Source organism: Oceanobacillus sp. Castelsardo (genome assembly GCF_001659985.1).
Taxonomy (GTDB): Bacteria; Bacillota; Bacilli; order Bacillales; family Amphibacillaceae; genus Oceanobacillus.
In genome coordinates this window covers 50,290-63,244 of sequence record NZ_LYCS01000001.1, presented here as the reverse complement: position 1 = coordinate 63,244, position 12,955 = coordinate 50,290, and the positions used below count along the sequence as shown (strand labels likewise).

The window sequence follows — 12,955 nt, the reverse complement described above, 5'->3', positions numbered from 1 at the left end:
AACCTCCTAATTATTAGGTTACTACATTTACTACAAGAAATGAAAAGATATCCCCAAAAAAGAGATATCTTTTCATGAAATTATAACGGAATATTTCCGTGTTTTTTGTTTGGTCTTTCTTCTTGTTTATTTTTCAGCATTTCTAATGCCTGGATTAACTTAATTCTAGTTTCCCTAGGATCTATTACATCGTCAATCATTCCTAGACCCGCAGCGACATAAGGATTTGCAAATTTTTCCCTATATGTATCTATTTTTTCCTGTCTAACTTTTTCCGGTTCGTCACTTTCTGCAATTTCCTTTGCAAAGATAATATTTGCCGCCCCTTCAGGTCCCATAACTGCAACTTCAGCGTTTGGCCAAGCAAAGACTAGATCAGCACCAATAGACTTACTATTTAAAGCTACATACGCCCCTCCATATGCCTTACGCGTAATAACCGTGATTTTCGGAACAGTTGCTTCTGAATATGCGTAAAGAATTTTTGCACCGTGACGGATAATACCTCCATGTTCTTGTTTTACACCAGGGAAAAAACCAGTTACATCTTCAAACGTAATCAATGGAATATTAAATGAGTCACAGAATCGAATGAATCTTGCCGCTTTATCACTTGAATCAATATCAAGTCCGCCAGCTAAATATTTCGGTTGATTACATACTAGTCCGACTATTTCCCCTTTAATACGCGCAAAACCAACTACAATATTTTTAGCAAAATCTTGTTGAACTTCTAAAAAACTATCTTGATCGACTACTTGCTCAATTACTTTTTTCACATCATAAGGTCGAACAGCGTTATATGGAACAATATCCGTCAAATCCGGTCTAGATTCATCATCTGTTTGTTCGTATGATTTCTTTTCAGGTTTTTCTTTGTAATTGGAAGGAAGATAGTCAATCAACTTCCTAACTAACTCTAATGCTTCTTCTTCGGATGGAGTCTTAAAATGCGCACTTCCACTTTTCGCGTTATGGACGAATGCTCCACCTAAGTCTTCTGAGGAAATTTTTTCCCCTGTTACTGTTTCAATAACTTTTGGCCCAGTAATAAACATTTGTGACGTTTTTTCTACCATAATGACAAAATCTGTTATAGCAGGAGAATATACAGCACCACCAGCACTTGGTCCCATAATGACAGAAATTTGTGGGATTACACCGGAATATATTGTATTTCGGTAAAATACTTGACCATATCCATCTAGTGATGAAACACCTTCTTGAATACGCGCTCCACCAGAATCATTTAATCCGATAAAAGGTACCCCATTTTTTGCAGCTAAGTCCATTGCTGCAGCAATCTTTTGACCGTGCATTTCCCCCAATGCTCCACCGTAAACAGTAAAATCTTGGGCAAATAAATAGACAGGTTTTCCATTTACTTTACCGTAACCAGTAACAACACCTTCACCCTTAGCAGAGTTATTATTCATACCGAAATCAGAAGCACGTGTTTCGATGAAAGGATACAGTTCAACAAATGTGCCTTTATCAAGTAAATATTCAATTCTTTCTCTAGCAGTCATTTTCCCCTTGGCATGTTGCTTTTCAATACGCTCATCTCCACCGCCAAGTTCTACTTGCCTTCGTTTGTCATATAATTCATTAATTTTATCATAAATATCCATTAGGATTCACTCCCCTCTGGATATTGACATAATTCATAAAGTACCTTACTTGCCGCATTAGGATGAATAAAAGCAATCTGACTATTATGTGCACCTAATTTTGCCTCTTCATTAATTAATGCTACTCCATTCACTTTAAGCTGTTCCAGTCGAGCATGTATATCATCTACTTCTAATGCGATATGGTGTAATCCTTCTCCCTTTTTATCGAGGAATTTACGAATAGGAGATTCTTCATTAATTGGTTCTAATAACTCAAAACGAGTTTCACCTATTTTAATAAACGCTACTTTTACACCTTCACTCTGAACTTCTTCCACGCCTTCTAATTGTAGCCCAAGCGAATCAAGATAAAAGGTAGATGCTTGTTCAATGCTCTCTACCGCTATCCCAATATGAGCTATCTTTTTAGGTGCCATAACAGGCTTAGTCTGTGGGTCTACTAATTCTTTTATGTAATTAGCTAGCAAATCTGTAGATGAACCACTAGTAAATATCCGTTTTACACCCTTTTCTAAAAGATAAGGAATGTCCACACTCGGGATAACTCCTCCCCCTACAACAGGGATGTCGCCAGCACCCCTCTGCTCTAATTCTTCCACTACTTTTGGAAATAAAGTTCTATGAGCTCCTGAAAGAGAAGATAAACCCACTACATCAACATCTTCTTGAATTGCTGCTTGAGCAATTTGTAAAGGTGACTGTCTTAGTCCTGTATAAATAACTTCCATCCCATGATCCCTTAAAGCTTGAGAGATTACTAATGCGCCACGATCATGTCCATCAAGCCCTGGTTTTGCAACTAGTACACGTATTTTTTTCCCCATTTGTTTTTCCCCCTTTTTAAACTCCCTTATATTCACCGAACTCCTCGCGTAATATGTTACAAATTTCTCCAACAGAAGCATATACTCTTACTGCATCTAAAATGAAAGGTAATAAATTAGAATGTTCATCTTTTGCATTTTCTCTAAGTGCAGCTAAGGCTTCATTTACTTTTTCGTTATTTCTCTTCTCTTTAATCGATGTTAGAGATTCAATTTGATTTCTTTCTAATGCTTCATCCACTTTCATAAGGTCTGGTTCGATTTCCTCATCCAACGCAAATTTATTTAATCCAACAATAATTTCTTCTTCTTTTTCAATATTCTTTTGAATTTCATAAGCATTATGTTGAATTTCTCTTTGCATATAACCTTCTTCTACTGCTTGTACTGCTCCACCTATTTCTTTTATTCTATCTAAATAGTTATTTACTTCTTTCTCTATTTCATCAGTTAAATTTTCAACATAGTATGACCCAGCTAATGGATCAATGGTATCGGCTACACCGCTTTCATGAGCAATAATTTGCTGCGTTCGTAGTGCAATTCTAGCCGAATCTTCTGTTGGTAAGGATAGGGCCTCATCTCGGGAATTTGTATGCAAACTTTGTGTTCCACCTAAAACAGCTGATAGCGCTTGCATCGCTACCCGTACAATATTATTATCCGGTTGCTGTGCAGTTAATGTAGAACCACCTGTTTGAGTGTGGAATCTTAGTTTCCAGCTTTTTGGATTTTTTGCCTGATAATGTTCTTTCATAATCTTTGCCCAAATTCTTCTTGCGGCCCGAAACTTAGCTACTTCTTCAAAAAAGTTATTATGGGCATTAAAGAAGAATGCTAATCGTGGTGCAAAATCATCTACTTTTAATCCTGATTCAATGGCAGCATCCACATATGCCATACCATTAGCAATGGTAAATGCTACTTCCTGAACTGCATTGGAACCAGCTTCCCTAATATGATATCCTGAGATACTTATTGTGTTGAATTTCGGTACATATTGGTTACAGAATTCAAAAATATTCGTAATTAATCGCATAGATGGTTTTGGTGGGAAAATGTAAGTTCCTCTAGCAATATATTCTTTTAAGATATCATTTTGTATCGTACCAGTAATTTTCTCAAAAGGTACTCCCTGTTTCTCCCCCACAGCAAGATACATACATAGTAAAACAGATGCAGGTGCGTTTATTGTCATGGAAGTACTTACTTTATCTAATGGAATTCCATCTAATAATTTTTCCATATCTTCTAATGTATCGATGGCTACCCCAACTTTACCAACTTCCCCTTCCGACATAACATCGTCAGAATCATAGCCTATTTGTGTCGGTAAATCAAATGCAACAGACAGCCCTGTCTGCCCCTGTTCAAGTAAGTAACGAAATCGTTTATTTGTTTCTTCAGCTGATCCGAATCCTGCATATTGTCGCATCGTCCAAAATCTACTACGATACATCGTTGGTTGAATTCCTCTTGTGAAAGGATACTCTCCCGGATATCCTAATTCCTCATTTACTTCTTCTTTTGGTTGATACAATCGATCCACTTTTATATTTGAAGATGTTGTAAATGTTTCTTTTCTTTCTGGAAATCGCGAAGTTGCCTTAGAAACAGCTTTCTCCCATCTTTCATTTGCATTTGAATTTTCTTTATCTAAACCCACATGCAATACCCCCATCCATAATTTGTGAAATTATAATTATATAATCTATTTTCAGATATTTTTTTCGAAATGTCCACCAAAAACATTTATACTTGTCCAATAGTTTAATTCACGATAAAATATTTATAGTCTTTATTAACTTTAGGAGGTTTTTAACTTGGCAACAAACGTAAAAAAAAGTGCCCCCAAAAGAAAATCAAAACGTCAAAGTCGACAAAAATTCGTTATTTATATTATGATTATTGCTATGGTACTTTCAAGTTTAACAGCGGGATTAGCATACTTTGTAAATTTCTAAACCGACCCAAAATAATTGTGTCGGTTCTTTTCATGATAAAAGAGGCTGCCTTATGTAAGAACAGCCTCAGTTAAAATTAAACCTCTTCGCAATATTCCTCAAATAATTGTTGTAGTTTAGTCGTAACTTCCATTGGGCTGTGACCTTCAATATCATGACGTTCTACCATTTTTAGAATCTTGCCATCTTTTAATAATGCAAATGAAGGTGAAGATGGTGGATAACCTTCAAAGTACTCTCTCGCCTTTTCTGTTGCCTCAGGATCCTGACCAGCAAAAACAGTTACCAAATGTTCAGGTCTTTTATCATAATGAATTGCATTTCTAGCTGCAGGACGAGCGACACCGCCTGCACAGCCACATGTAGAATTAATCATAACTAAAGTTGTTCCTTCTTTGGTTAGGGAAGCATCTACTTCTTCAGGAGTTTTTAGTTCTTGATAACCTGCTTCAATTATATCTTCTCGTGCTGCATTAACTATGTCATTCATAAATAGATTAAAATCCATATCGTATCCTACTCCTTTAATAGTAAAGTGTTTCATATTTTTAGATTACCAACTTTGAAGTTTAATTTCAATAAATTTAGACTGTAAAGAAGATATATCTAGTATATATTAATATTGTCTTCATTCATATTTTCCAATCTCTCTTTAATAAAAGCTAGAAATTTTCCACAAACAAGACCATCAAGAATGCGATGGTCAAGTGATAAGCACAAATTAACCATATCACGTGCAGCAAACATATTATTTATAATCACTGGACGCTTCACAATGGACTCTACTTGTAGAATAGCGGATTGTGGATAATTGATAATTCCCATCGACTGAACAGAACCAAAAATTCCTGTGTTATTAATTGTAAAAGTTCCACCTTCCATATCGTTTACTGATAGATTGTGATTTCTAGCTTTCTTAGCTAAGTCATGGATGTTTTTGGCTATTCCTTTAACACTTTTTTCATCCGCATTTTTTATGACAGGAACAAATAATTCTTCCTCCACAGCCACTGCAATAGAAAGGTTGATGTCTTTCCTTTGAATAATTTTATCATTTTGCCATGTACTATTAATTTGTGGGTACTTTTTTAAAGCATCCGATATTGCCTTAACAAAAAAAGGAAAATAGGTTAAATTAAATCCTTCTTTTTCTTGAAAATCATTTTTTATTTTATTTCGATAATGTACTAAATCTGTTACATCCACTTCAATTGTCATCCATGCATGCGGTATCTCGTGTTTGGACCGTAACATATTTTGTGCTATCGTTTTTCTAATTCCTGTTACTGGTATCTCTATGTCACCTTCATTTATTTTTTGAGAAGTATTTAAAGGGGCCGAAGTGATAGTGGATTTTTGTTGAGATGTATCACCTTTTTGGATAATCCCCCCATTTTGAATAACTTTCTCTATATCTTTTCGAGTGATTCTTCCACCTCTACCTGATCCAGTAATCTGTTCTAAATCAATATCTTTTTCCTGCGCAAGTCGTAAAACTGCAGGGGAATATCTCTTTTTCATAGACTCTTGATTAGCATCATTTTTTATGTCAGATATTGTTTCCTCACTAGCAGATAGTTCAGTTGATTTATTATTCGTTTGCGCTACTTCAATCGTACATATCACTTCACCAACAGCAATGGTTTCTCCCTCTTTTACAACAAGTTCTTTGATTTTACCTGTAAAAGAAGAAGGTACCTCAGCATTTACTTTATCTGTTAATACCTCTACTATTGGATCGTATTTGTTAACTTCGTCCCCTTCTTTCACTAACCAATTATTTACCGTACCTTCCGTAACACTTTCACCCAATTGTGGCATTGTTATTTTTTCTAAAGCCATTTAAACACTCCTCCACTCAAAACTCGGCTAGTTCACGCATAGCCTTTTCACATTTATCTGGATTAATCATAAAATACTTTTCCATCGTTGGAGCATATGGCATTGCCGGTACATCTGGGCCTGCTAGCCGCATTATTGGAGCATCAAGATCAAATAAACATTTTTCAGCAATGGTAGCAGCTACCTCTCCTATAATACTCCCCTCCAAATTATCTTCTGTTATTAAGAGAACTTTTCCAGTTTTACTAGCCGCCTTTATAATAGATTCCTTATCTAGTGGATAGACCGTACGTAAATCAAGAATATGGGTGCTTATTCCTTCTTCTTCTAGCTTTTCCGCTGCTTGTAAAGCAAAATGAACACAAAGTCCATAAGTTATTACTGTAATATCAGTACCTTCACGTTTAATATCGGCCTTTCCAATTGGAAGTACATAATCGTCATCTGGTACTTCTTCTTTTAATAATCGATACGCACGTTTATGTTCAAAAAATAAAACCGGGTCATTATCACGGATTGCCGCTTTTAATAATCCTTTTGCATCATAAGGGCTAGAAGGCATGACAATCTTCAAGCCAGGCTGGTTTGCAAATATAGCTTCCACAGACTGGGAATGATATAGCGCCCCATGAACTCCGCCACCATATGGTGCCCGAATCGTTATAGGTACATTCCAATCATTATTGGAACGGTATCTAGTTTTAGCAGCTTCCGAAATAATTTGGTTAACAGCTGGTAAAATAAAATCTGCAAACTGCATTTCAGCTACTGGACGCATACCATACATTGCTGCACCAATACCAACTCCTGCTATTGCTGATTCTGCAAGTGGTGTATCCAAAACACGGTACTCACCAAACTCATCATATAGCCCATCTGTCGCTCGGAAAACGCCACCTTTTTTCCCAACATCTTCACCAAGAATAAAGACTTTGTCGTCACGTAACATCTCCTCTCTTAAAGCTTGGGTTATTGCTTGGATATAAGACATTATTGGCATGTTTTCCCCTCCTAATCCTCATAAACATATTTAAGAGTATCTTCAGGCAACGGATACGGTGCTTCTTCTGCATATTCCGTAGCGTCATTAACAATCGAGTTAATTTCAGCATTAAACTCTTTATCTAACTCTACCGTTAGAATCTTTTCTTCCCGAAGATAATTAGCAAATAGCACAATCGCATCTTGTTTCTTCGCTTTCTCTACTTCTTCTTTTTCTCTATAATTATCGTCATCATCACTAGAATGTGCTGTAAAACGGTACGATACTGCTTCAATTAAAGTACCACCTTCTCCCCCTATAGCCCTTACTCTAGCATCTCTAACAGCTTCATATACCGCAAGTGGATCATTCCCATCTACTGTTACACCTTCCATGCCATAACTTACGGATCGAACAGATACATTTTTACTAGCTATTTGTTTATGGAATGGAACCGAAATAGCGTATTGATTATTTTCTACCATGGTAATAACCGGAAGGTTATGAACACCAGCGAAATTTAAGCCTTCATGAAAATCTCCTTGGTTAGATGAGCCTTCTCCTAAAGTGACAAACGAAACAAAATCTTTTTTTTCCATTTTTGCCGCTAATGCAAATCCTACCGCATGTGGTACCTGGGTAGTAACTGGAGAAGAACCGGTAATAATTCGATTTTTCTTTTGTCCAAAATGACCAGGCATCTGTCTTCCACCAGAATTCGGGTCTTCTGCTTTTGCAAAAGCAGATAACATGATATCCCTTGCTGTCATGCCAAAAGATAATACAACTCCTAGATCCCGGTAATATGGAGCAACATAGTCCATTTCCTTATTCAAAGCAAAAGAAGCCCCAACTTGAGCTGCTTCTTGTCCTTGACAGGATATTACAAATGGGATCTTTCCGGATCGATTTAATAACCACATTCTTTCATCGACTTTCCTAGCTAATAACATTGTTTTATAGATATCTAGAACTTCTTGATCTGACAATCCTAACTTAGTATGCCGATTTGTCATCTAAATACCTCCCAATTCAAAATTAATACACCCTACCCATGAATTTGAAATCCCTCTACAGCTAATGCTGATTCACCAATCACTTCAGATAAAGTAGGGTGGGGATGTATCGTTTGACCGATTTCCCATGCAGTTGCATCTAATAGTTTAGCTAAACTAGCTTCTGAAATTAAATCTGTTACATGTGGACCTACTAAGTGAACACCTAAAATATCATCTGTTTTTTTATCCGAGATAATTTTGGCAAATCCTTCTGTTTCTCCATAAACAAGTGCCTTACCAATTGCTGAAAATGGGAACTTTCCAACTTTTATAGTAAAACCTTGATCTCTTGCTTCCTTTTCTGTCAATCCAATGCTTGCTATTTCTGGGTTCGAATACACACAGGAAGGAACTTGATCATAGTTAATTGGTAAAGGTTGTTTATCTGCAATATGATTTATAGCAACGATTCCTTCATGGGATGCTACATGTGCTAATTGCATCCCACCAATAACATCTCCAATCGCATATATATGAGATTCTTTTGTTTGATAAAATTTATTGGTTTGAATATAACTATTTTCAATATTTATTTCTGTGTTTTCTAAACCAATATTATTGATGTTGGCGGTTCGACCTACAGAGACCAATATTTTTTCAGCTTCTAACCGAATTTTTTCCCCATTTTGTTCTGCCATAATCCCAATATCTTTATTTTCTTCTAATGTTTCAGGAATAATTTTCATTTCTTTTATAACTTTAACACCTTTTTCACTTAAACTTTTTTCTACTTGTTTAGCAATTTCTTCGTCTTCATTTGGTAAAATACGATCCAAATATTCCACCAACGTAACACGAACATTAAAATCACTTAACATAGATGCCCATTCCACACCTATGACACCCGCACCGATGATTACGATGGACTTCGGTAATTGATTTATTGATAATATTTCATCTGAATTAAGAACATGATTCCCATCATTATCTAGTCCAGGTAATATCTTTGGTTTCGATCCTGTTGCAATAATGACATTCTTTGGTATAAGAATCGTATTATCTTTCCCATCATCGTGTTCAATAGAAATCGTACCTGGTAATGGGGAAAAAATACTTGGTCCTAATATACGACCAAAACCATGATAGACATCTATTTTATTTTTTTTCATCAAACCTTTTATACCACTGTGTAACTTGGCAATAATGGAGCTCTTTCTCTCTTGAATCTTCGAAAAATTTAATGTGATGTTCTGCATTTCGATTCCAAACTCATTGGCTCTTTTCGTCTGTTGATAAACTTCTGCACTTCTTAATAATGCTTTTGTAGGAATACAACCACGATGTAAACATGTACCACCAAGATTTTCTTTTTCAACAATGGCCACTTTCATCCCTAATTGACTAGCCCTGATTGCTGCTACATACCCTCCTGTTCCACCACCAAGAATAACAACATCATATTCGTTAGACATCATATCAACTCCTTAAAATGGTTGAGGCCCGGACAAACGTGTTTTCATCAATTGTAATCAGAACACGGTTGGACAGATTAACCGATCCGGAAATATACTTCGCTTTCGTAGTGCGACTGTTCGTCTTTAGAGTTAAACACTTTGAGGTATATCCCAGCCTCATGATCCATTATTTTCTTCGGCTTAAAACGTGGTGTCCATTTGTTAAAAATTGATTTCTTGAAGCACGAACCGATGCGATTCTTTCTTCAGCCATACGATCTGCTGCAACATACGTAGGAATATTCGATTCTATAGATATTTCGAAAATACGATTCAGATTATGATAAATGATTTCAACTTTTTTCATAACACGGTTTCGGTTATACCCATTTAATTCATCTGCTACGTTAATTACGCCACCAGCATTAATAATATAATCAGGAGCATACACGATCCCTTTTTCGTGTAACATATCACCGTGTTTAGGTAATTTTAATTGATTATTAGCAGAACCAGCTACGACTTTCGCTTTTATTCGATGAATTGTGTCATCATTAATGGTTGCACCTAATGCACAAGGAGCATAAATATCACATTCGACATCATAAATAGTGTCTGGATCTATTGCTGTTGCTTTAAATGCATCAACCGCACGTTTTACTGCTTGTTCATTAATATCTGTTACAATTATTTTTGCTCCTTCTTTATAAAGGTGTTCACATAAACCATAAGCGACGTTACCAACACCTTGTACAGCTACTGTTTTTCCTTCTAATGAATCACTTCCAAATGCTTCCCTTGCAGCAGCTTTCATTCCCATATATACACCATAAGCTGTTACTGGTGATGGATTTCCCGATGAACCAAATTCTGGTGAAATTCCTGTTACATAATCTGTTTCTAGATGAATAAGGTCCATATCTTCCACAGTTGTACCAACATCCTCTGCTGTAATGTAACGTCCGTTTAAACTTTGAATATAACGCCCAAATGCACGAAATAGCTCTGGATTTTTATCTTTTCTAGGATCACCAATAATAACTGTTTTACCGCCACCTAAATCTAAACCTGCAGCAGCATTTTTGTATGTCATACCTTTCGCAAGTCTTAAGGCATCCTCTATTGCAGCTTCTTCTGTAGCGTAGGTCCACATACGTGTGCCACCTAACGCAGGACCTAATGTTGTATCATGTAAAGCGATAATTGCCTTTAATCCTGAATTTTTATCTTGACAAAATAAAACTTGTTCGTAGTCATATTTTTCCATATCAACGAATATTGCCATATGTAATCTCTCCCATTTAATTTTGTTAATTTTAGCCAGATAGTTGTAAACAGAATTGGCCATTTATGCCCTATATTCAAAATTTGTTCAAATATCTGCAGATTCATTAATTATACCATTAAAAATATATTTATTATTAATAAAACGATAAAAAATTTGATTATTTAGTTATAATTGATTAGTATATATCAACATATTTATGAATCTACCTATCCATTTCAACATTTCTCGAACATGTTTGCTATACTAGATATGAAATAATATAGAGGGGTAAAAATATATGAGAATTTTAGCGCTACTATTGCTTTTAGCTCCTGGATTAGTATCTGTTTTTGGCATTAAATTAATGAGAGATTCCATTTTTGCAGAATACTATCCTTTCTTACTCAACGCTGGGTTTCAATTTTTTGTTGGGGTTGTACTTTTTATATTAGGGTTTGCTTTTATAGGAGGATTTATTATTTATCGAGACAAAAAAAATAAATATCGTGCAATTCCAGATAAGAAAAATAAAAATGAATAAAAATAATATCTATTTTTAATTTTATATTAGATTAATAAAAAAATTGTGTTATTATATAGAATAATCAACCAGATCAGGGGGATAAAGTATGAAAGTAGCAAAATTCGGAGGGAGCTCCGTAGCAAATGCAACTCAAATCAAAAAAGTTGCCGAAATCATCAAAAGTGATCCTGAAAGAAAATTTATTGTTGTTTCTGCTCCAGGTAAACGCGATAGCAATGATTTCAAAATGACAGATATGCTTATCAAAATGGGAAATGCTTTTATCAATAAAGAGAACTATGAAGAGTATTATTCCATTGTTTTAAAGCGGTTTAAGGATATTATTGAAGAATTAAATCTCTCTTCATCTTTACTTGAAGAAATTGAAAGATCCATTAAACACACACTGTCCGAAAATGTTTCAGATGATGTAAAAATGGATTCTGTTAAAGCAATCGGTGAAAATAATAATGCAAAAATTATAAGCGCTTATTTATCTGATATCGGATTAACTGCAACATACCTGAACCCAGAACAAGCCGGTATTATCGTAAGTGATGAACCTGGAAATGCACAAATATTACCCGAGAGTTTTCCAAAAATGTATTCCTTACGTGAAGAAGAAGGAATCTTCGTTATTCCGGGATTTTTTGGCTATACCAATGAAGGAAAGCTTGTAACTTTCTCAAGAGGTGGGTCTGATATTACAGGATCGATAGTAGCAGCGGGAGTTCAGGCTAGCTTATACGAAAACTTTACAGATGTTAATTCCGTTTATACAGTAAATCCAAATATTGTTGATAACCCGAAAGAAATTACAGAATTAACTTATAAAGAAATGCGTGAATTGTCTTATGCTGGGTTTTCTGTTTTCCATGATGAGGCATTAATCCCTGCGATTAAAGCAAAAATTCCTGTTTGTATTAAGAATACAAATAACCCCGATGCAAAAGGCACACTAATTGTAGCCGAAAGGGAAGTAAACGATAAATGTGTATCAGGTATTGCTAGTGATACTGGCTTCTGTAGTCTATACGTTAGTAAATATTTAATGAATAGAGAAGTTGGTTTCGGTCGTAAGCTTTTACATATTCTTGAGGATGAAGGTATATCATTTGAACACGCGCCATCTGGAATTGACGATATGTCCGTTATCATCAGAGAACACAGATTAACTCCGGAAAAAGAAGAGATCGTTATCAATCGTATTAATGATGAACTTCATCCTGACACAGTAAGTCTTCAAAGGGGTATCGCTGTAGTAATGGTTGTTGGTGAAGGATTAGTTCAAACAGTTGGGGTCGCTCATCGTGCAACTTCCGCATTCTACAATGCAAATGTTAATATTGAGATGATTAACCAAGGATCTTCTGAAGTTTCTATGATGTTTGGGATTCAAGCAGTTGATATGGATAAAGCTATTCGTTCATTATACCATGCATTTTTTGAATAATAATAAAAGTTGTC

General features: G+C 35.5%; 12 protein-coding genes. 3 read left to right on the top strand and 9 right to left on the bottom strand.

Features of this window, described 5'->3' with window-relative positions; translation table 11 throughout:
* Window positions 1-80: 80 nt before the first annotated feature.
* The 3 genes from A9178_RS00340 to A9178_RS00330 are packed head-to-tail and all read right to left on the bottom strand — an operon-like array spanning window position 81 to window position 4,124.
* Entirely contained in the window at window positions 81-1,631 is a 1,551-nt protein-coding gene (locus A9178_RS00340) for an acyl-CoA carboxylase subunit beta (RefSeq protein WP_068671940.1), read from the bottom strand.
* Window positions 1,631-2,458, bottom strand: coding sequence for a methylmalonyl-CoA epimerase (gene mce, locus A9178_RS00335; protein WP_068671939.1), 828 nt, complete (start codon window positions 2,456-2,458; stop codon window positions 1,631-1,633). Before mce ends, A9178_RS00340 begins: the two co-directional genes overlap by 1 nt.
* A gap of 16 nt (window positions 2,459-2,474) precedes the next feature.
* Window positions 2,475-4,124, bottom strand: coding sequence for an acyl-CoA mutase large subunit family protein (locus A9178_RS00330; protein WP_231889767.1), 1,650 nt, complete (start codon window positions 4,122-4,124; stop codon window positions 2,475-2,477).
* 157 nt (window positions 4,125-4,281) lie between these two features.
* Between A9178_RS00330 and prli42 the strand changes: the two genes are divergently transcribed.
* On the top strand, window positions 4,282-4,422 hold the full coding sequence (gene prli42 / locus A9178_RS18785) for a stressosome-associated protein Prli42 (RefSeq protein ID WP_156520663.1): 141 nt from the start codon (window positions 4,282-4,284) through the stop codon (window positions 4,420-4,422).
* A gap of 76 nt (window positions 4,423-4,498) precedes the next feature.
* On the opposite strand, the gene A9178_RS00325 is transcribed toward prli42, so the two are convergent.
* The 6 genes from A9178_RS00325 to A9178_RS00300 all read right to left on the bottom strand — a co-directional run bounded on the left by A9178_RS00325 (window position 4,499) and on the right by A9178_RS00300 (window position 10,983).
* Entirely contained in the window at window positions 4,499-4,966 is a 468-nt protein-coding gene (locus tag A9178_RS00325; protein ID WP_304439140.1) for a BrxA/BrxB family bacilliredoxin, read from the bottom strand.
* A gap of 62 nt (window positions 4,967-5,028) precedes the next feature.
* Complete coding sequence (locus A9178_RS00320) at window positions 5,029-6,264, bottom strand: dihydrolipoamide acetyltransferase family protein (RefSeq protein WP_068671936.1); 1,236 nt, start codon at window positions 6,262-6,264, stop codon at window positions 5,029-5,031.
* Window positions 6,265-6,280: 16 nt separating this feature from the next.
* Window positions 6,281-7,264 (bottom strand): alpha-ketoacid dehydrogenase subunit beta, encoded by a 984-nt coding sequence (locus A9178_RS00315; protein WP_068671935.1) that lies wholly within the window; start codon window positions 7,262-7,264, stop codon window positions 6,281-6,283.
* A gap of 11 nt (window positions 7,265-7,275) precedes the next feature.
* Complete coding sequence (locus tag A9178_RS00310) at window positions 7,276-8,262, bottom strand: thiamine pyrophosphate-dependent dehydrogenase E1 component subunit alpha (RefSeq protein ID WP_068671934.1); 987 nt, start codon at window positions 8,260-8,262, stop codon at window positions 7,276-7,278.
* Between the two features lie 32 nt (window positions 8,263-8,294).
* Window positions 8,295-9,716 (bottom strand): dihydrolipoyl dehydrogenase, encoded by a 1,422-nt coding sequence (gene lpdA, locus A9178_RS00305; protein ID WP_068671933.1) that lies wholly within the window; start codon window positions 9,714-9,716, stop codon window positions 8,295-8,297.
* Window positions 9,717-9,885: 169 nt separating this feature from the next.
* Window positions 9,886-10,983 carry a Glu/Leu/Phe/Val family dehydrogenase gene (locus A9178_RS00300; RefSeq protein ID WP_068671932.1) on the bottom strand — a complete coding sequence of 366 codons (1,098 nt, stop codon included), beginning with the start codon at window positions 10,981-10,983 and terminating at the stop codon, window positions 9,886-9,888.
* 280 nt (window positions 10,984-11,263) lie between these two features.
* Here A9178_RS00300 and A9178_RS00295 point away from each other — a divergent pair, with 280 nt between their 5' ends.
* Complete coding sequence (locus A9178_RS00295) at window positions 11,264-11,506, top strand: DUF2627 family protein (RefSeq protein WP_068671931.1); 243 nt, start codon at window positions 11,264-11,266, stop codon at window positions 11,504-11,506.
* An 88-nt stretch (window positions 11,507-11,594) separates the two neighbouring features.
* Window positions 11,595-12,941 carry an aspartate kinase gene (locus A9178_RS00290; RefSeq protein ID WP_068671930.1) on the top strand — a complete coding sequence of 449 codons (1,347 nt, stop codon included), beginning with the start codon at window positions 11,595-11,597 and terminating at the stop codon, window positions 12,939-12,941.
* The last annotated feature ends 14 nt before the right edge of the window (window positions 12,942-12,955 follow it).